General features: G+C 58.7%; 18 protein-coding genes. 9 read left to right on the plus strand and 9 right to left on the minus strand.

Annotated elements, in window-relative coordinates:
• Both ACGYLQ_RS18735 and ACGYLQ_RS18740 read right to left on the minus strand, forming a co-directional pair.
• On the minus strand, positions 1-1,388 hold a 1,388-nt coding region (locus ACGYLQ_RS18735; protein WP_394444297.1), incomplete at its 3' end, for a type IV secretory system conjugative DNA transfer family protein.
• A gap of 11 nt (positions 1,389-1,399) precedes the next feature.
• Entirely contained in the window at positions 1,400-1,699 is a 300-nt protein-coding gene (locus tag ACGYLQ_RS18740) for a mobilization protein (RefSeq protein ID WP_394444298.1), read from the minus strand.
• A gap of 642 nt (positions 1,700-2,341) precedes the next feature.
• Between ACGYLQ_RS18740 and mobQ the strand changes: the two genes are divergently transcribed.
• Positions 2,342-3,625, plus strand: coding sequence for a MobQ family relaxase (mobQ, locus tag ACGYLQ_RS18745; RefSeq protein ID WP_394444300.1), 1,284 nt, complete (start codon positions 2,342-2,344; stop codon positions 3,623-3,625).
• Here mobQ and ACGYLQ_RS18750 read toward each other — a convergent pair.
• On the minus strand, positions 3,615-3,953 hold the full coding sequence (locus ACGYLQ_RS18750) for a hypothetical protein (RefSeq protein ID WP_394444302.1): 339 nt from the start codon (positions 3,951-3,953) through the stop codon (positions 3,615-3,617). The two genes, mobQ and ACGYLQ_RS18750, sit on opposite strands and share 11 nt — an antisense overlap.
• Positions 3,954-4,442: 489 nt before the next feature.
• Here ACGYLQ_RS18750 and ACGYLQ_RS18755 point away from each other — a divergent pair, with 489 nt between their 5' ends.
• The 8 genes from ACGYLQ_RS18755 (at position 4,443) to ACGYLQ_RS18790 (ending at position 14,997) form a co-directional block, all read left to right on the plus strand.
• Positions 4,443-5,327: an ArdC family protein gene (locus tag ACGYLQ_RS18755; RefSeq protein ID WP_394444304.1), complete on the plus strand. Its 885-nt coding sequence runs from the start codon at positions 4,443-4,445 to the stop codon at positions 5,325-5,327.
• Between the two features lie 291 nt (positions 5,328-5,618).
• Positions 5,619-6,296 carry a restriction endonuclease subunit S gene (locus ACGYLQ_RS18760; RefSeq protein ID WP_394444307.1) on the plus strand — a complete coding sequence of 226 codons (678 nt, stop codon included), beginning with the start codon at positions 5,619-5,621 and terminating at the stop codon, positions 6,294-6,296.
• Positions 6,297-6,303: 7 nt separating this feature from the next.
• The gene (locus tag ACGYLQ_RS18765; RefSeq protein ID WP_394444309.1) at positions 6,304-6,609 is read left to right on the plus strand and encodes a hypothetical protein; all 306 of its coding nucleotides are present in this window, start codon (positions 6,304-6,306) and stop codon (positions 6,607-6,609) included.
• Positions 6,610-6,668: 59 nt separating this feature from the next.
• Positions 6,669-8,189: a type I restriction-modification system subunit M gene (locus tag ACGYLQ_RS18770; RefSeq protein WP_394444311.1), complete on the plus strand. Its 1,521-nt coding sequence runs from the start codon at positions 6,669-6,671 to the stop codon at positions 8,187-8,189.
• Positions 8,182-9,357: a restriction endonuclease subunit S gene (locus ACGYLQ_RS18775; RefSeq protein ID WP_394444340.1), complete on the plus strand. Its 1,176-nt coding sequence runs from the start codon at positions 8,182-8,184 to the stop codon at positions 9,355-9,357. Before ACGYLQ_RS18770 ends, ACGYLQ_RS18775 begins: the two co-directional genes overlap by 8 nt.
• Complete coding sequence (locus tag ACGYLQ_RS18780) at positions 9,354-11,057, plus strand: DUF6119 family protein (protein ID WP_083217262.1); 1,704 nt, start codon at positions 9,354-9,356, stop codon at positions 11,055-11,057. Before ACGYLQ_RS18775 ends, ACGYLQ_RS18780 begins: the two co-directional genes overlap by 4 nt.
• On the plus strand, positions 11,054-14,284 hold the full coding sequence (locus ACGYLQ_RS18785) for a type I restriction endonuclease subunit R (RefSeq protein WP_394444314.1): 3,231 nt from the start codon (positions 11,054-11,056) through the stop codon (positions 14,282-14,284). The genes ACGYLQ_RS18780 and ACGYLQ_RS18785 overlap by 4 nt, the downstream gene beginning before the upstream one ends.
• Complete coding sequence (locus ACGYLQ_RS18790; protein ID WP_174861617.1) at positions 14,281-14,997, plus strand: M48 family metallopeptidase; 717 nt, start codon at positions 14,281-14,283, stop codon at positions 14,995-14,997. Before ACGYLQ_RS18785 ends, ACGYLQ_RS18790 begins: the two co-directional genes overlap by 4 nt.
• A 30-nt stretch (positions 14,998-15,027) precedes the next feature.
• On the opposite strand, the gene brnA is transcribed toward ACGYLQ_RS18790, so the two are convergent.
• The 6 genes from brnA to ACGYLQ_RS18820 form a co-directional block, all read right to left on the minus strand.
• Positions 15,028-15,243 carry a type II toxin-antitoxin system BrnA family antitoxin gene (gene brnA, locus ACGYLQ_RS18795; protein WP_037931637.1) on the minus strand — a complete coding sequence of 72 codons (216 nt, stop codon included), beginning with the start codon at positions 15,241-15,243 and terminating at the stop codon, positions 15,028-15,030.
• On the minus strand, positions 15,230-15,493 hold the full coding sequence (locus ACGYLQ_RS18800; RefSeq protein WP_394444316.1) for a BrnT family toxin: 264 nt from the start codon (positions 15,491-15,493) through the stop codon (positions 15,230-15,232). The genes brnA and ACGYLQ_RS18800 overlap by 14 nt, the downstream gene beginning before the upstream one ends.
• Positions 15,494-15,573: 80 nt before the next feature.
• Entirely contained in the window at positions 15,574-15,825 is a 252-nt protein-coding gene (locus tag ACGYLQ_RS18805) for a WGR domain-containing protein (RefSeq protein WP_066009070.1), read from the minus strand.
• A 5-nt stretch (positions 15,826-15,830) separates the two neighbouring features.
• The gene (locus ACGYLQ_RS18810; RefSeq protein WP_394444317.1) at positions 15,831-16,460 is read right to left on the minus strand and encodes a tyrosine-type recombinase/integrase; all 630 of its coding nucleotides are present in this window, start codon (positions 16,458-16,460) and stop codon (positions 15,831-15,833) included.
• 254 nt (positions 16,461-16,714) lie between these two features.
• On the minus strand, positions 16,715-17,338 hold the full coding sequence (locus ACGYLQ_RS18815; RefSeq protein ID WP_394444319.1) for a transmembrane anchor protein: 624 nt from the start codon (positions 17,336-17,338) through the stop codon (positions 16,715-16,717).
• A gap of 19 nt (positions 17,339-17,357) precedes the next feature.
• Entirely contained in the window at positions 17,358-18,086 is a 729-nt protein-coding gene (locus tag ACGYLQ_RS18820; RefSeq protein WP_394444320.1) for a HupE/UreJ family protein, read from the minus strand.
• Positions 18,087-18,341: the final 255 nt, after the last annotated feature.

The raw sequence follows: 18,341 nt of genomic DNA on the forward strand, positions 1-18,341 counted from the left end.
GTCTCGAAATCATTCACCCCGAAGACCTGCTGCACCCCGGCATTGGCAATGAATGTGCCCGCGCGTTCGCCGTAGAGGTCTTTGAGCTGGCTCATGTCCTGCAGGATCGGCCAGAGTTGTAGCCCGTAGCCTGCCATCAGCCCCATGGCGCGCTCTACGGCTTCCAGACGGCCCAGGGCGGCAAACTCGTCCAAGAGGAACAATGTGGGCGTCTTGAGGCGCTGAGAGGACCCCTGAGCGCCCACAGACGCCTCAGCGTCCCGTGCAATGTCCTGGAGAGCCTGAGAGACCAGAAGGCGCAGCCAGCGGCTGTAGGCGTCCATCCGGTTCGGTGGCAGCACCAGGAAGACAGAGGTGATCCTGTGGCGCAGATCAGAGAAGGCGAAGTCTGAGCGCGCCAGACTCTTTGCGATCCGGGGCGAGTCCAGAAAATGCGTGTGGCGTTGCGCGTTCGAGAGCACCGAAGCGGCTTCCCGATCCGCCTTGCCAAGGAAGCGGTTGGCGGCGCGGGCGATCAACCCGCCCGCCGCATCGCTGTCCTGCATCAGCTCCAGTAGGGCGCGCAGCTTTTCCGGGGGCAGGGTGAGATATTCGCGGACGGTGGCAAGTGTGCGGCGGTCGCGGTCCTCGTGGCAGACGCAGAACATGATCAGCCCGCCGAGGATGGCCTTGGCCTCCTCGTTCCAATGCGCTTCCGTCACCTGCCCCGGTGGGTCCATGACCAGGGCTTCCGTCAGGGAGGCCGCATCCTCGCCCAGATCGAGGCTGTCCGGTGTCAGCCGGTCGAACGGGTTGTAGGCGGCAGAGGGCATCCCCGAGACTTCAAACGGATCGAGGACATGGACCGTTCCGAACCGCCGCCGCGCTTCCCCGGCGATCCGGGCATTCTCGCCCTTGGGGTCGATGACCAGGACCGAGCGTTCCGCCGCCAGCAGGTTGGGGATCACGGTGCCAACGCCTTTCCCGGCCCGTGTCGGGGCGAGGGTGATCAGATGGGCGGGACCGTCATAGCGCAGCAGCCGTCCGGTGTGCGGGTTGCGCCCGATCAGAAGGCCGTCTTCCCGCTGGAGTTTCTTCAACTCCTTGCGGTTGGCGAAGCGGGCCGAGCCGTGGCTGTCCCCGGCCAGTCCGAAGAAGGCATCGGCCCCGGAGGCCATGCGCCAGTACTGAAACCCGAAGACAGCGCCCACAAACATCAGAGGACCGAAGACCAGCCACTGCCATGCGCTTTCGCCGGGCGGCTGGTCAAAGAAGGCGAAGACGAACGGCGTGGCCACCAGTGCCCCGATCATCGCGCCGAACAGGACAGCGCCGATCATCCAGCCCAACAGGATGGGCGTGAAGATCAATTGACCGAAGAACCGAAACAGCCCTCCGAATGCGAACATCACGCCCCGCATCAGGACGTCGTTTCCGGATCAGAGCTGGACGGGGTAGAGGAGGGCGACCCGGAGGAAGTCCCCCAGTCCGCGAAGGCCTTGCGGTCCTGTTCGCGGGGCAGATTGCGGATCAGCCGGTCAAGTATGGCGGCGGCCCCGGAATCCCGTTCCGCCAGATCGAGGAGCGCACCGCCCAAGATCACCTTCCGGCGCGTATCGAGTTTGCGCTGTCTGGTGGATTCCCGGTTCTTCAGCGCCTGAAGACGGGCCTTGGCTTGGGCGTAGCGTTTTTCCGCCCGTTCGAGTTCGGTTTCTGCCAATGCGCATCTCCATCTTTGAAAAGAGCAGGTGGACAGGTTGGTCTTGTCAGATCGAGCGATAGCGCTTACCCGTAGGCATGTAAAGGACAAGGGCGCACTTATGCAAACTCTCCACCTGCGGCTCCGAGCTTTGCGTGCGATCTCCTTGAGGCAGAGCCTCAGCCGATGGCCAACTCCGTCCGACGCGATGCGCGCCGGAATGAAAGGCCCTCCCGGCCTCTCAAACTCTCCAGTGCCAACTTCGGCAGTTGGATCGCGTCCCGCAAACTCGCACCAACGTCTCACCCGATGCCCCACGGTGGGGGCCGGTCTGCCGCTGGTGTCTCCCTTGCGGGAGGTATCGCGATGTGGTGCTTACGCCCCTCCGCGATACCGGGTTTGCCCCCGGCAAACCGCCAGTGATCTGTCCCCATATCCCGCCCCCCATAAGGCTGGGGATCTGGGGGCAGATCACTGGCAAGCCCGCGCGTCGGAGAGCCGTTGGCTCGCCTCAAGCGGGCTGTCTTTTCCCCTCAGACCGCGCCGGTTCCGGGCGCACTCTTGCGGAGAAAAGACGGCTGATCCGGTGACCAATATCGGGACATCGGTACGGATCAGCTCTGGCGCGCGGCCATGTTCGCATCACAGGCGAGGGGAGGGCGCATGGCCAGCTACCACCTCTCCGTGAAGACAATCAAACGCAGCGCCGGGCGCACCGCGACGGCAGCAGCAGCCTACCGCGTCGGGGAACGCATCGAGTGCCAGCGTGAGGGTCGCGTCCACGATTACACCCGCAAGCAGGGTATCGAGGAGACCTTCATTCTGACGCCCAAGGACGCCCCGGACTGGGCCTCGGACCGGTCCCGCCTCTGGAACGAAGCCGAGGCCAGCGAGACCCGCCGCAACTCGGTCACCGCCCGCGAATGGGAACTGGCCCTGCCGTCCGAGATCAGCGCCGAGGACCGGTCGCAGATCACCCGCGACTTTGCCCAGGAGCTGGTCAGCCGCTACGGCGTGGCCGTCGATGTGGCGATCCATGCCCCGCACCGCGAGGGCGATCAGCGCAACCATCACGCCCATGTTCTGACCTCTACCCGCAAGCTGGAAGCCGGGGGCTTCACCGCCAAGACACGGGTTCTCGATTCCGCCAAAACCGGTGGTGTCGAGATCGAGCAGATGCGCGGCCTCTGGGCCGAGCTGCAGAACCGCGCGCTGGAGCGTGTCGGGGAAATCGAGCGTGTCGATCACCGGTCGCTTGAGAAGCAGCGCGAGACGGCGCTGGATCGTGGCGACAAGTTGTCCGCCGAGGAACTGGACCGCGACCCAGAGCTGAAGCTGGGGCCAGCGGCCAATTCCATGGAGCGGCGGGCGAAAGCTGTGGCCGAGGGTCAGGGCCGGGAATACGTCCCGGTCACCGAGCGCGGGGCCGTGGTCCATGCCGCCCGCCAGGCCCGCGCCGCCTTCCGCGAAATGCGTGCGCGGCTGGAGCTAGCGCGCGAGACCTATGGCATCGAGCGCGAGGCAGGGCAGGGACGTGTTTCTGCCGGTCTGGCAGCTCTCAGGGCCGCGACCTCGAAAGAACGTGACCCTAACCCGAAAGATTTCCGGGAGCGGTTGGCGCGCGTCGTGGGTCGGCCACGGGATCAGGACGACGTGCCGAAACCGGAAGGTCGCAATTATGCGCGGGAGCGTCTGAAGGAAATTATGGAGAAGGACGCCGGGCGCGACGGCCAGGCGGCGGTTCACAAGCTGGATGGTCATAGCGAGTATGATCTGGGTGAGGACACAGGACGCGATGAGCGGAAGCCATCCGTCAACGAGCGGCTGAAGGACGTGCTGAATAAGCCGCGCGAGCGGCTGGAGATCGAGGACGAGCGCGACCAGGAGAAGGATCAGGAGGTCGAGAAGGATAGGGACATCGACCGTGATCCAGGTCTCAGTCACTGACGAGGCGATGAGAGGTCGTTTGCCCATTCTTCATGGGAATGCTTGCCTGAGAGAACCCGACACCAACAAGGAATGAAATCACGCCGGTTGCCGTCTTGAATTCGCGCACCCTGATCGCATTCTGCGTCACGCGCGTTCTGGCAGTGACAAGGATTTTCTCCTGCCCATCACTCCCAACCGTCCGCATAATCCACAGGCCGTACCAGCTTGGTCCCTTGCGTTCAGGATCGGCTTTGCACAGCACTTCGACCGTGTGTCCTTCCTCAGCAAGTCCCCGAAGGCCTTGTTCGGTGGTGACGTTTAGTTCGAGGTCAATCGTCTGGTTCATCGCGCATACCAACAGAAACAATGATGGTCGTCTTGTGCCTGAATCTAACGAAGGCATCAATCGTATATTATCGAGTTAGACATGGCTCGATAGAGTTCAGTGACCCCGGCAGTGTGCCAGTCTCGCTTTGAGCGATAGACAGGGCCGAGGATCGACGGGCTGACGCCCGCTCACCCCAACCCTGATAGTTTCCAAACCCTGTTGATCCGCCTGCCATCCTGGCAGGTCCGAGAAAACCGGCAAGCGCCGCCTGTGGCGTCGGTTCCGGTCGAAAATTCCGGTTCCTCCCACGCGCAGGCGCGCGGTTCCCTCCCAAATTCACGCCCTCCACCCGGTTGTCACGGCCCCGCCAGGCCGCAGGACGGGCTTTGCCCTTACCTGCTCTGCCCTTCGGAATGCATGGGCATTCCAAAGATCAGAACAGGAAGGCCCGCCCATTGGCGGAAAGGGGAACAGACCCGGCCCGCGTCACTCAAAGGAGGGTCACAAATGACCGCAGAGAAGTTTGACGTTTACACCCATGTCACCAACCAGATCATCGCGCAGATCGAGGCGGGCACGCCGCCCTGGCGCCAGCCGTGGACCGGCGGTGGGGTATCGGTCAGCTTGCCGGAGCGGTTCAACGGCGAGGCCTATCGGGGCATCAACATCCTGATGCTTTGGGCGACAGCGATGGCCAAGGATTACAGCTCAGCCCGCTGGATGACGTTCAATCAGGCCAAGCAGCTTGGGGGCCATGTCCGCAAGGGCGAGAAATCCGCAACCGTGGTGAAGTACGGCACCGTCGAGCGCGAGGACGAGAACGGCGAAGATCGTCAGATCCCCTATGCCAAGGCCTACCGCGTGTTCAACGCTGATCAGATCGAGGGCTTGCCCGCTGAATTCTACATCCTGCCCGATCCGTCCCGTGATCTTGGCACCGTGGCCGACCCCGCGTTGGAGGCATTCTTTGCCGCGAGCGGCGCGCAGATCGACGTGACCGAGGAGCCGCGCGCCTATTACAATATCAAGACTGACCGCATCCACATGCCGCCGATTGGCACGTTTCACAGGGCCGCAGGATATTACGGCACCTTGGCGCATGAGCTGACCCACTGGACAGGGGCGACAAAGCGGCTTGACCGCTTGGGCCGGTTTAATGACCGCAAGGCCTACGCGTTCGAGGAGCTGGTCGCGGAGATTGGCAACTGCATGCTTTGCGCGCAGATCGGGGTAGAGCCCGAATTCGATCAGAGCGCGGCTTATGTCGAAGGATGGCTGGAGGCGATGAAGGAAGACAGCCGTGCGATTTTCCGCGCCGCGTCTGAAGCGCAGAAGGCTGTGGACTTCATCATGGAGCGCACCGCTCAAGCCGACCGGATGGCCGCTGAGTAACAGCCGCACCACTGAAATGATTGAGGCCCCCGTCAGAAGGCGGGTGCCTTTTGCGTTGTGGTGTGATCCTGGGCGAGGTTGGTTTCGGGGTGACCTGTCGGCGGGTAACCTGAAGGCCACCCGCCGACAGGCCCGGCGCTTCGCGCGGACGGGCATGAAATGCCCGGAGGGCCGTTTGGGAATGTAGGGTGATGAGCTAAGCAGTTTCAGTGTGGTCTATGAAATTAAAAAATGCAGTAGACAATGCTACGCACAAATTTCTTGACCCCGGCAACTAGAGGCCCTATTTGTATGAGCATGATCTACAGCATAAAAAATATTACCTTAGGCGAAGCGTGCGAAATTCGAGCGGGCTATGCCGCCAGAACCGCCCTCACAGAGGACGCCGAGAAGGGTGTCCCTGCTATCCAACTGCGTGACCTTCAAGGTGAGCGGGTCAGTCTAAGCGTGGCAGGAAAATATGCCTTGGATGGCAAGCTCGACCGTTACCTGGTTGAGCATGGCGATGTCCTGTTCCGCTCTCGCGGAGACAACAACACAGCCAGCATTGCCATAGGAGGTGCAGGTGAAGCAGCGGTCGCGTTGTTGCCTGTGATGGTGATCCGCCCGAGCGGAGACGATCTCCTCCCAGAATACGTCGCGTGGTCGATCAATCAGCATGAAGCGCAGCGGCACCTAGACTTGGGTGCGCGCGGGACAAAGCTTCGGATGATCCCGAAGGAGTGTCTTGAAACGCTACCGCTGCACATACCGAGTCTGGCCGTGCAGCGGATGATCACAGAGCTCGATGCCCTGTCCGCAACAGAAACCCGGCTTCTGCACGAACTGGCTGACACGAAAAGAAAATTGACGAGATTCGCCCTGCTTCAACAGGTGCGAAACGCTCAGCTTCACGGCAATGAAGCTGAGCATAACGGTGCCCACCGCTCCTCGAAAAGCTGGGGCAAATCGCAACGGACAAACTCATGAGGTGAACATGTCCATCAACATTGGAAGCTACCACGCCGAAGGCCCTTTCGGCAATGAAAACAACTTGCAGGCGCGCTCTGGCGTTTACGTGATCCTTGGACGGCACGGCGCGGCGTCCACCTGGAACGTGGTCGATGTCGGAGAGTCGCAGAACATTCGGGAACGGGTGTCGAACCATAACCGTGCGCCGTGCTGGCGCGGACAGGGGCACGCGCAGCTGTCTGTCGCCGCGATCTATGCCGACGCACACAACAGGAAACTGATCGAGCGCCAGCTGCGTGCGCAGTTCAACCCGCCCTGTGGATTGATTTGAGAGAAAACTTGGGGCGGGCACATGCTCCGCCCCACAATGAGACGCAAAAGGATTTGAAAATGAACGATAAAATCACACAGGCGGAAGTGAACAACGCAGCATGGGCTGCCTGTGACACCTTCCGGGGTGCGGTCGATCCCGCGCAATACAAGGACTACATCTTGGTGATGTTGTTCTTGAAGTATATCACGGACAACTGGAACGACCACTTCGAGACCTACCGCAAGCAGTATGGTGACGACGATGTCCGCATCCGTCGTCGCATGGAGCGTGAGCGCTTCTATCTTCCAGAAGGCGCGAGTTTCTATGACCTCTACGAGCAGCGCAACGAGCCGAATATTGGCGAGCTGATCAACATCGCCCTCGAAGACATCGAGGACAAGAACCGCTCCAAGCTCGAAGGCGTGTTTCGCAACATTGACTTCAATTCGGAGTCGAACCTTGGCCGCACCAAGGATCGCAACCGCCGCCTGAAGAACCTCCTCGAAGACTTCAACAAGCCTGCTCTCGACCTGCGCCCGTCGCGGGTGAAGGAAGACATCATCGGGGAAACCTACATCTACCTGATTTCTCGCTTTGCCTCGGACGCGGGCAAGAAGGCAGGCGAGTTTTTTACCCCAGCCCCCGTCTCCGGCTTGCTGGCGAAACTCGCCGCGCCAAAGGAAGGCGACACGATCTGTGACCCCGCCTGTGGCTCGGGCTCGCTGCTGATCAAGGCGTCTGAAATGGTCGGCTCGAACAACTTCGCCCTCTACGGGCAGGAGGTGAATGGCGCGACATGGGCACTGGCGCGGATGAACATGTTCCTGCACGCCAAAGACGCCGCTCGCATCGAATGGTGTGACACTCTGAACAGTCCCGCGCTGATCGAGGGCGATCACCTTCAGAAGTTCGATGTCGTCCTCGCCAATCCGCCATTCTCCCTCGACAAGTGGGGGGCAGAAGATGCGGACACAGACCAGTACAACCGCTACTGGCGGGGCATTCCGCCCAAGTCCAAGGGTGATTATGCCTTCATCACGCACATGATCGAGATCGCCAAGCGCCAGTCAGGCCGCGTGGCGGTGATCGTCCCGCATGGTGTTCTGTTCCGGGGCGGGGCAGAGGGCAAAATCCGTCAGCAGCTAATCGAGGAAAACCTCCTCGACGCCGTTGTCGGCCTACCCGCGAACCTTTTCACAACCACGGGTATCCCCGTCGCCATTCTGGTCTTTGACCGCTCCCGCGAGGAGGGTGGCGCGAACGCGGATCGCAAGGACGTGCTCTTCATCGACGCAAGCAAGGAGTTCACGCCTGGCAAAGCCCAGAACGTGATGGACGAAGACACCCACATCAAGCGGGTGCTCGACACCTACAGCGCCCGCGCCGAGGTCGAGAAGTATTCCCACCTCGCCAGCACCGAGGAGATCGCCGAGAACGGCTATAACCTCAATATCCCGCGCTATGTGGACACCTTCGAGCCCGAGGAAGAGATCGACGTCGCCGCAGTGCAGGCGGACATCGTGCGGATCGAGGGCGAGCTGGCAGACGTACGCACGAAGATGTCGGGCTATCTGAAGGAGCTCGGGATTGATGCGTGAGGGATGGCAGCAGACTAGCCTTGGAGAAGCGGTAACAATCGCATCCGGTCAAGTTGATCCAAAAGAGGACGCGATTGCAGACCTGGTCAGTGTGGGCCCAGATAATCTTATCTCGGGCGGAGGACTCTCTCAGAGCGGGTTGAAGACAGCTCGCGAACTCGGGCAGATTTCTGGTAAGTACGCCTTTGACGCTAAAGCGATCTTGTATTCGAAGATTCGGCCCAATCTAAACAAGGCAGCCCTACCGAACTTCGCAGGCATTTGCAGCGCTGACATGTACCCTATGTGGGTGTCCGATCCGACGAAAACCGACAGAAGCTTCATTTATTATGTGCTTACGTCTGAGCGTTTCGTTGCAGATGCGACTTCGCGCTCATTCCGTACAGGTATGCCAAAGATCAATCGTCCGGATTTGGAAACTATCGAGTTTCCACTCCCTCCGCTTTCCGAGCAACGGAAGATCGCTGCGATCCTGCGGACTTGGGAAGAGGCGCTCGAAAAGCTTAACGCTCTGCGGGCTGCGAAGGCGCGGCAGCTGGATGGGCTCGCTGCAAAACTCATCCACGACGACCAAGTTGAGCGCTTGCACTTGCGCGGATTTCTGAAGGAGAAATCCTCGCGCAACCGAGACGAGCAAGTACAACGTGTGCTCAGCGTGACCAACTCGGCAGGCTTCGTGCTCGCCGAGGAACAATTTGCGCACCGTGTCGCTTCTGCCAGCCTGTCGAATTACAAGATCGTCCGCCGGGGTCAGTATGCCTACAACCCATCGCGCATCAATGTCGGCTCCATCGCGCGTCTCGATGCCTGGGACGAAGGTGCGCTCAGCCCGATGTATGTCGTGTTCCAAGTACAAGGCGGACTGGACGCGGATTTCTTCGGGCACTGGCTTCGTTCTGCTGAGGCCCGTCAAAGGATCGCTCTGGCAGCGCAAGGCAGCGTTCGGGAGACAGTCAGCTTCGGCGATCTTGGCTCGATCTTGGTGCCGGTCCCAACAATCGAACGGCAGAAAGCCATCGCGAAAGGGCTCAACGCCGCGCAGGCCGAGATCAGCCTCCTCGATGATGAGATCAAGGCTGTGACCCGGCAAAAGCGCGGCCTAATGCAGAAGCTCTTGACGGGCGAATGGCGTGTCGAGGTCTCGGACGATGAAGAGGCAGCGGCATGACTGAGAAAACAAAAATGCGCACACTCAACGTCCGGCTCCTACGGAAAGGACGTACGCCCGAAGACGCCTTCACCGAGACATTTGCACCAGACGCTGATCGAGCACTTGAAGAACGGCCGTGGGGTGCGGGCGAAGGAGCGCGGCTGTTCATCGGACAGATTTACTCTAATCCGCCTGGCTGGCGTGATCTGTTGCAGCAAGTCAGCCCCGATTTGCCCGAAGGCATCTTCACAGGCGGTGCAGGCGCGGTTGTCTTTTTACCCGTCGGGGATCGCATTGCCGCCGTGTGTTTTGGTCATGCCCATATCGCATTGAACGATCACGCTTTCGAGCGTCAGTTCGGCTTGCGGGTCACGCTCAACAGCGTACCGAGAGACAAGCTTCGATCCATTGATCTGGCAACACCAGATGCCGTCACGTTTCAGAAACGTGTGCAGGCGAGCAAAGACAGCGATGTCCAGGCTTTTGGTGTTGATATGCTTCGCGATCTCGCCCGGGTCGCGGGTGGCACGCCGCGCAAACCTGCCTTTGCCAGCTTCGTTGCCGGTAAGGACAGCCTGTCGATCACGTGCCGAGTGGAACCGGACAAGTTCCATGAGAAGTGCGCTGAGATCATCTCGGAGTACACCAAAACGACCTATCAAAAAGAGTTCGCATGGGTCGATAACATGCGAAGAGTCGAGGAAAAGGATACAATCGAGAAGCTCGACGCGAGTATCGAAAAGGCGATCAAGGACTTAAAGGCGGGCAAGGCCAGCGATCTACACATGACGCCCCCAGAAATCGTAAATTACACTGAGGGGGCTCTGCTACATTACAACGGTTTTGGGAGCCACGGCACAAATTTTCACAGCCTTTCTATCAAGGACTATATCGCAGAGTTGAAGCGCTGCGCCTTCAAAGGCGGAATCTCCGAAATCAAAGAGAAGCACCGCGTCAAGGCGAAGGCTGATGACGAAGGCGAGTTTTCTGAGAAGTGGCGTGTATATGATTGCTTTGTTTATGAAACAACACTCGGCACAGGTGCGAGCCAAGACTACTATGTCCTCTTCGCCGGTGATTGGTACAAAGTCGAAAAATCGTTCAAGAACCGTATCGAAGCCGCCTTCAACGCGATTGAGCGGGTTACCATTGTTGGCAAGACAACCTGCCGCAACGAGGAAGAACTGATTGACCACCTTGAGGCCAGTCGCGACGACCTGGTCAAGCTGGATCGTACTAAGATCAACCCGCAAAACGTGCGATATGCAAATATCGAACCTTGCGACTTCTTTTCGGACAAGAAGGATTTCATCCACTTGAAAGACGGAAACTCTTCAGGACCGATCAGTCATCTCTGGTCCCAAGGAGTTGTCAGTGCGGATGCCTTTATCTCTGACAAAGAATTCAGGAAGAAGCTTCGCGCCAAGGTAAAGTCTGTCAAGGCAGGCTTCGAGGTTCACCTGCCCAAGAGCACCGACAAAGTGGTTCGAGAAGACTACCGAGTTGTCTATGGTATCATGAGACCGCCGTATGCAGACGGGACTCTTGGTTTACCTTTTTTCAGCAAGGTGAGTTTCCAGGCTGCTGTCGAGCGCCTCGCACAGTTCGGTATTCCTGTGGCTATCGAGCTTATTGAGAAGCCTGCGTCTGATGCTGACGATGGTAATGGAGATGATGGCGACGAAGGCATCGACGATGTGATTGAGGAGGCAGCATGAATCAGCACCCTGCACCTCAAGGTTTCAACCCCGCCGAAAAGTACCAATCCCAGATACCTGCGATCCAGACGCTGGTGGCGCTTGGCTTCCAGCCCTTGTCACAGGGACAGGTCGATCAGCTGCGGGGGAAACCCCGCAACGTGATCCTCGACGACATCGTTGTGGAGCAGATGCTGAAGCTCAACAGCTACAGCTATCGCGGCAAGAGCTATGCGTTCGATCTGGAAGACGCTCACGAAGCGCTGCGCCGCCTCAAGCCCACCCCTGACAAGCTCAAGGGGCTGAAGGGCACGAACCAGGATATCTATGATCTCTTGGTTCTGGGCACGACGATCTCCAAGGCCATTGAGGGCGACAGCAAGAGTTATTCCTTCAAGTACATCGACTGGGAAACGCCTGAAAACAACATCTTCCATGTGACGGCGGAGATGAGTGTCGAGCGGACGGCGAGCACCGCGACACGGCGCTGCGATATCGTCTGTTTCGTGAACGGTATTCCGTTCATCGTGATCGAGAACAAGCGCCCGACAGAGTCACTCAAGAAAGCCGACAGCCAGCTGATCGGGTATCAGAACGAGGACAACATCCCGCAGCTTTTCCACTATGCGCAGCTCTTGATGAGCATGAAGCGGCAGGAAGCCCGTTATGCCACCGTGGGCACGCCGCGCAAGTTCTGGCAAATCTGGCGCGATGAAGAGGATCAGGACGCGGACATCTCCACTGCGATCAATCGACCTTTGACGGCAGAGGAAAAGAGCGCTGTTTTCTCGGGCGATCTGGCCGATGCGCGGGGCTTCTTCGAGGAATTGGCAGCGGGAGGAGAAAGGTCGATCAGTGAGCAGGATCGCGCCATCTACGCAATGTGCCGGCCAGAGCGTCTCCTCGACCTTGTGCGCCGTTTCACGGTCTTCGATGGAGGGGTGCGCAAGATCGCTCGCCATCAGCAATTCTTCAGCATCAGAATAGCTCTTGCTCGCCTGAAAGGCTTCGATCTGGAAGGTCGTCGCAAAGGCGGCGTGATCTGGCATACGCAAGGCTCAGGGAAGAGCCTGACAATGGTGATGCTTGGGCGCGCTCTTGCCCTCGACAAGGACGTGAAGAACCCCCGTATCCTGATCGTCACGGATCGCGATGACCTGGACAAGCAGATCAAGGGCACGTTCAAGTCCTGCGACCTTGAACCCGTGCGCGCAGCCACGGGGGCAAACCTGGTCGAGCTGATCAGGAACCGCGCACCATTGGTTACGACAATCATCAACAAATTCGATACCGCCATCAAGGCGGATGACTTCAAGGATGATAGCGCCGACATCTTCGTTCTCGTCGATGAAAGCCATCGGAGTCAGACAGGCCGCTATGGCGGTCACGGCAAGTTCGCCTTGAAGATGCGGCGTATCTTGCCGAACGCCTGCTATCTCGGCTTCACCGGCACGCCGCTTCTGAAGAAGGACAAGAACACCCTCGATACGTTCGGGGGGTTGATCCACAAATATACGATTGATCAGGCGGTGAAGGACGAAGCGGTCGTCCCTTTGCTCTATGAAGGGCGCTTGGTCGCGCAACAGGTGAGTGGCGATGTCGTCGATACCTGGTTCGACAAGATCAGTGAGGGGCTGACGGAGAAGCAGAAAGCCGATCTAAAACGGAAATTCTCGCGAATGGATGCCTTGTCAAAGACGAGCCAAGCCATCCGCGCCAAGGCGTTCGATATCTCAGAGCACTACCGCCAGTATTGGCAGGGCACGGGTTTCAAGGCGCAACTGGTGGCACCCTCAAAGGCCGCTGCCGTGCGCTTCAAGGAGGTTCTCGATGAGATAGGCCATGTGACGAGCGAGATCATCATCTCCGCCCCTGACGACAAGGAAGGGAACGAGGAAGTCGATCAGGAATCCAAGGACTTGGTACGTAAGTTCTGGGACAAGATGATGGCCAAGCACAAAACCGAGGACGAGTATAACCGGCAGGTCATCGACGCCTTCAAGGGCTCAGGCGATCCCGAAATCCTAATTGTCGTTTCTAAGCTTCTGACCGGCTTTGACGCCCCACGAAACACCGTGCTCTACGTTTGCAAACCGTTGCGCGAGCACAATCTTCTTCAAGCCATTGCCCGCGTGAATCGCCTCTATGAGGACGACGACAAGGAAAAGCAGTTCGGCTTCATTGTCGATTATGAGGGGCTTCTTGGAGAGCTCGACGCAGCACTTACGACCTACAGCGCTTTCGAAGGTTTCGACGGTGATGATGTCGCAGGATCATTGCATGACATTCGGGAGGAAATTCGCAGGCTGCCGCAGCTGCATGACCAGCTGTGGGATGTCTTCAAGGAGGTTCGCAACAAGAAGGACATGGAACAGTTCGAGCAGCTCTTGGCTGACGACGCTAAGCGAGCAGACTTCTATTCTCGGCTGAAGGACTATGGCCGCTGCCTGCACATCTCACTTTCCTCAGAGAAGCTTTATGACGTGTTTGACGAGGCGGCGGTTTCCACCTTTACGAAGGATTGGAAAGCCTTCTCCGAGCTGAAGCGCTCAGTCCAGCTGCGCTATCAGGAAACCGTCGATGTGAAAGAGTTCGAGCCCAAGATTCAGAAACTGCTCGACGATCATGTCACGGCGAAGCCTGCGGAGGTGATCATTGACTTAGTGAATATCAACGATCCTGATGCGTTGAATGCTGTGATTGAAGAAGAGGGCAAAACTGCCGCCTCCAAGGCGGATCGCATTGCAAGCGCCACCAAGCGCACGATCACGGAAAAGATGGAGCAAGACCCCTCCTTCTACAGGCAGTTCTCCGAGATGCTCGCTGAGACGATCCGCGACTATCGCGAGAAACGGATTTCGGAGAAGGATTACCTCAAGACAGTCGTGGACTTGGCAGCTCGCGTTGCGCGTCGCGATCATGGCCGTGACATGCCCGAAAGCATCAAGGGAGACACGGACGCTCAGGCTGTCTTCGGCGTCCTTGAACCAATCCTGAAGGAGATCAACGGCGGTGTTGAGGATACTGTGACAGCCGATGTCGCGCAGTCGATCATCGGGATCGTCAAGGATCACCACATTGTCGATGTCTGGTCGAACGAGATGGCGCAGAACAACATGCGCAACGCTATTGACGACTATTTCTTCGATGTCGTGCGCGACGAGAAGGGCATCGACATTCCCCTCGACCTTCTCGACGACATCGAGCTGCGGATCATGGATATCGCGCGGGCTAGGTTCCCCGGATGAGTGCCGAGGTTCTTGAGGCTAGCTTCGGCAGCGAGACGATCCGTTTTTCTGTCGTGAGGCGGGTTCGCAAGACCCTGTCCATAAGCGTCTTGCCCGACCAGCAGGTCGAGGTTGTCGCGCCCGAGGACGCGAGCTCTGAACGTATCATCGAGAAGGTGCGCAAACGCGCGCCGTGGATATGCAAGCAGCTGCGCTACTATGCTCAGTTCCAGCCCAAAACGCCAGAACGCCGGTATATCGGCGGCGAGACCCACCTGTACTTGGGGCGGCAGTATAAACTCAAGGTGATCCCCGGCATACAAAGCTCCGTCAAGATGCAGCGCGGTCAGCTGATGGTTTGGAGCACAAAGCCAGGTCGAGCCGCCCACACCCGTGAGCTTGTTCGAGACTGGATGTTGCAGCGGGCCCAGATCAAATTTGCCGAACGTCTGGATGTCTGTCGAGGACGCTTTTCCGACCCTGAGAAGGTCGTCCCAAACGGCCTCATCATTCGCGAGCTGAGCTATCGCTGGGGCTCGATGACAGGCCGGAAGAATCTAGTCCTCAACCGTGCTCTGATCAGGGCCTCGACGGAGGCCATAGACTATGTGATCACGCATGAGCTGTGCCATATCGAGCACCCCCATCATGGACCCGCCTTCTTTGACCTCTTGAGGCGCGTCATGCCGGATTGGGAGGCTCGGAAACTCAAGCTCGAACGACAACTCGCTTAGCTGGTCCAGGACCGGCTAAACTCGATCAGTTTACTCTAGCCGCTCCGCGATCCACATCTTGATCAGCGCCTGACGGGTGATGCCCAGCTTCTGGGCTTGCCGGTCCAAACCGGCAACTACCCAGGTTGGGAAATCCACGTTCACCCGCTTGGCCTCGACATTGAGGCGGCGCGCCTTTGTCCAATCGACATGGGCGGACATGTCTTCGCCCGCCTCAAACCGTTCGTCGAATTCAGTCGCTTTCATAGTGGTCAATCTCCTGCGTGCGAGCACGGCGCACGGAGATGATCCGCACCCGGTCGCTCCGGTATGTGTAGACAGCCGTCCAGTGCCTGGCCCCGATCATGCCAACCGCCAGAAAGCGTGGCTCATCCGTGACGTTGGCAGGGGCCTCGATCAGATAAGGATCATCCCAGAGAGCCTGGGCCTCATCAAAGTCGATCCCGTGCTTTTCACGGTTCGCGACGCTTTTGTCGGGGTCATACTCGAACTTCATGAAGGGCAATATATGTTGAAAATGGTATAATTACTATACTTTTCTGCCGATCGAGAAGCTTGTGCGAGTCCGTCACGCTATCACCTGAACATCGCCAGTTGCTGGGGCTCCACCCAGTAGCCTCGCTGACGCTTGGAGGCTTCCAGTGTGACCAGAGCCGCAACGGCCTGGTTCTCGTCCTCGAACCAATCCATCCGAACCTGACCGCCCTGCCCTATGCGGCCCCATTCCCGGTACAGCGTCCATTCGCCGAACAGGTTCGGCATGACCGCCATCCGGTAGAACCGGGCCATTTTCTGCGCAGGCTGGCGTTTCTCAAGATAGGTCTGCATGGCTGTCACAGGTGATACTTGCGCGCAATTTCGAGGGCTTCAGCCTGTTCGGTTCCGATGTATTCCTTGGTGCTTTCAATACTGGCATGGCCGAGCAACAGCTGGGCCGCGCGCAGGTTGCCAGTCTGCTGGTAGATATGGGTCGGGAAGGTCCGGCGCAGCGAATGCAGGCCGTAGAGGCTGGGATCGAGGCGAGCCTTCTCCAGCCAGACCCGGAACAGACGCCAGAGCTGACTTTCACTGAGATGGGACTGGGACCACCGTGCCCCCTGCCCCGTGAAGAGCCAGCCGTGCAGCGGCTTTTCTGAAGCTGCGAGATAGGCGCGCAAGCTGTCACGCGTCCCGGAGGACAGGCGCGCTTGGACCGGACGCGCATTGCGCGTCTCGGTTTTCTTTTGTCGGATTTCGACGATTTCGCGCACCCCTGCCGGGGTGGCCACATCCGAGACCCGCAGGCGTACCAGGTCAGACCCCCGGAAACTGGTATCGAGGGCCACGTTGAACAGCGCCAGATCACGCAGGGCTTTCTCCTGGCGCAGGATCATCCGGATCAGGGAGACCTGGTCGGGCGTCAGCGGAGGTTTTTTGCCTACAACGCGACCCTTGTTCCAGGTGGTCTGGGCGGCAGCTTTCACGGGCAAATCCTTGCGAGGTTATAGCGGTATAATACCTGCAAACCTTGCATGACGGAAGTGGGATGTTGTGAGACGCTGCACTTTCCCCATGTTTTGTTGGGTTCTTAGCTTGGGTGCTCATGCGAGCTTTTAATAAAAAGCTTGCATCGACAGTTGCGAACTTGAATTGCCGCCTCTTCAGGCAATGACTGATCATGCCTGAGGTGCAACGGATAGCCGTGCCCGCAGCGAACCACAGGCACGGAGTGATTCATTCAGTAGGTCTCGACGATATCACTGTACTCACCGCGCACCTGGATGGTCATGGTGATGGGCGTGCTGTCGCGGTTGCGCCAGAACCAGCCGTGATCGCCTGCAAATGGCGCTTCGATTGTGCCCGCGCCTTCTGTCTGGCCAGCGCCACGCTCATAGTCGACAGACTCTCCGCCACTGTGGGCATGCAGGTCAAAGTTGACCCGTCCGCCACTTGCGGTCCACGCGTAGGTGACGGTAGCGCCAGCCTCCATCGTCATCTTGATCTCGGCCGTGCCGCCGGGTTCCAGAACAAAGGTGACTTCGTCCTGCCAGGCTTCCTGCGCATGGGCGGCACCGACGAACAGGCCGAACACGTTGTCCAGCAAACTGGACGATTGGTCCAGCGCGCGCTGTTCATCCAGCAAGCGATCTGCCTCGGCCTCTTCGGCCAGCTGAACCTTGATCTCGCCCATTTCGGTCAGGCCCAGAACGCGGCCAACGCCTGTGGGGTCGATGGCATATTCGGCGGGCAGGTAAACCGTGACCATGATCGCAACAGCGCCGATGCCTGCGATGATGGTGGAGCGGAACAATTGCGCCTTGGTTGGCAATTCTTCGATGTTTGGTTTGGGTGCATTATGCATGTGACTATCCGTTCTTTGTTCAGGTTGAAGCAATGTAACCGGCGACCTGATAGGCCGTCAGCCAGATACCAAGGCTCATCATCACCACGTTGGCGATGGTGGCTTGGCGCATGAAGTTCGGGTGCCGCCGCCAGTAGCCCATGACGATCAGGATCACGGCAAGGGCAAGCAACTGGCCCACCTCGACCCCGACATTGAAGGCCAGAAGGTTCGCCAACAGACCGTCCTGCGGAATCTGGTATTCAAGGATCTTCGTCGCCAGACCCGTGCCGTGAAACAGCCCGAAGATCAGCGTTGCGACCTTGGTGTTGGGCTGGAAGCCGAACCATTTCTGGTAATAGCCAAGGTTGTCGAGCGCTTTGTAAACTACCGACAGCCCGATGATCGCATCGATGATATAAGCGTTGATGCCCCAGCCATACCAGACGCCCAACAGCATGGTGACGGAATGGCCGATAGCAAACAAGCTGACATAGATGCCAACGTCCTTCATCCGGTATAGGAAGAAGACGACGCCGAGCAGGAACAGGATATGGTCATATCCTGTGACCATGTGTTTGGCACCGAGGTAGATGAAGGGAATGATCTTCACTCCCCAGATTTCCTGAATATAGCCCGCGTCACCTGCGGTGACGTTATGGGCAAAGGCCTGCGCCGCAGTCAGCATGAACGCTGCGAGCAAGATAAAGGTCAGCGCAAGCGGGCGGCTTGGTGCCACGGCGCGCAGGACCCGCGAAGTTGAGGTCATGGATTTGTCTCCAGTGTGTGATTGATGGAAAGGTCGTGCCGCAATGCGGCCCGCATCATGCACGTGGAGGTCGGTCGATCATGTAACTGCGATGTGGTCCTGTCGAGGAAGCATGGAGATGCCAGACATCACGGCTGTCCCATACTTCGTTCGTTGTCGCGGCCAGCGCTAGCACAGCCGGACTATGGTCATGATCAGCCACATCGTGACTATGACCATGTAAAGCCCATGCCAAGTCTTCGTGGAAGCCGTGGG

Source organism: Sulfitobacter sp. 1A12779 (assembly GCF_043557315.1).
In the GTDB taxonomy this organism is placed as follows: domain Bacteria; phylum Pseudomonadota; class Alphaproteobacteria; order Rhodobacterales; family Rhodobacteraceae; genus Sulfitobacter; species Sulfitobacter faviae.

What these genes read in the sequence shown, in the direction of transcription:
- mobQ (WP_394444300.1), top strand. Translation starts at nt 2,342, where the DNA reads ATGGCCAGCTACCACCTCTCCGTGAAGACAATCAAACGCAGCGCCGGG.
- ACGYLQ_RS18750 (WP_394444302.1), bottom strand. Translation starts at nt 3,953, where the DNA reads ATGAACCAGACGATTGACCTCGAACTAAACGTCACCACCGAACAAGGC.
- ACGYLQ_RS18755 (WP_394444304.1), top strand. Translation starts at nt 4,443, where the DNA reads ATGACCGCAGAGAAGTTTGACGTTTACACCCATGTCACCAACCAGATC.
- ACGYLQ_RS18760 (WP_394444307.1), top strand. Translation starts at nt 5,619, where the DNA reads ATGAGCATGATCTACAGCATAAAAAATATTACCTTAGGCGAAGCGTGC.
- ACGYLQ_RS18765 (WP_394444309.1), top strand. Translation starts at nt 6,304, where the DNA reads ATGTCCATCAACATTGGAAGCTACCACGCCGAAGGCCCTTTCGGCAAT.
- ACGYLQ_RS18770 (WP_394444311.1), top strand. Translation starts at nt 6,669, where the DNA reads ATGAACGATAAAATCACACAGGCGGAAGTGAACAACGCAGCATGGGCT.
- ACGYLQ_RS18775 (WP_394444340.1), top strand. Translation starts at nt 8,182, where the DNA reads ATGCGTGAGGGATGGCAGCAGACTAGCCTTGGAGAAGCGGTAACAATC.
- ACGYLQ_RS18780 (WP_083217262.1), top strand. Translation starts at nt 9,354, where the DNA reads ATGACTGAGAAAACAAAAATGCGCACACTCAACGTCCGGCTCCTACGG.
- ACGYLQ_RS18785 (WP_394444314.1), top strand. Translation starts at nt 11,054, where the DNA reads ATGAATCAGCACCCTGCACCTCAAGGTTTCAACCCCGCCGAAAAGTAC.
- ACGYLQ_RS18790 (WP_174861617.1), top strand. Translation starts at nt 14,281, where the DNA reads ATGAGTGCCGAGGTTCTTGAGGCTAGCTTCGGCAGCGAGACGATCCGT.
- brnA (WP_037931637.1), bottom strand. Translation starts at nt 15,243, where the DNA reads ATGAAAGCGACTGAATTCGACGAACGGTTTGAGGCGGGCGAAGACATG.
- ACGYLQ_RS18800 (WP_394444316.1), bottom strand. Translation starts at nt 15,493, where the DNA reads ATGAAGTTCGAGTATGACCCCGACAAAAGCGTCGCGAACCGTGAAAAG.
- ACGYLQ_RS18805 (WP_066009070.1), bottom strand. Translation starts at nt 15,825, where the DNA reads ATGCAGACCTATCTTGAGAAACGCCAGCCTGCGCAGAAAATGGCCCGG.
- ACGYLQ_RS18815 (WP_394444319.1), bottom strand. Translation starts at nt 17,338, where the DNA reads ATGCATAATGCACCCAAACCAAACATCGAAGAATTGCCAACCAAGGCG.
- ACGYLQ_RS18820 (WP_394444320.1), bottom strand. Translation starts at nt 18,086, where the DNA reads ATGACCTCAACTTCGCGGGTCCTGCGCGCCGTGGCACCAAGCCGCCCG.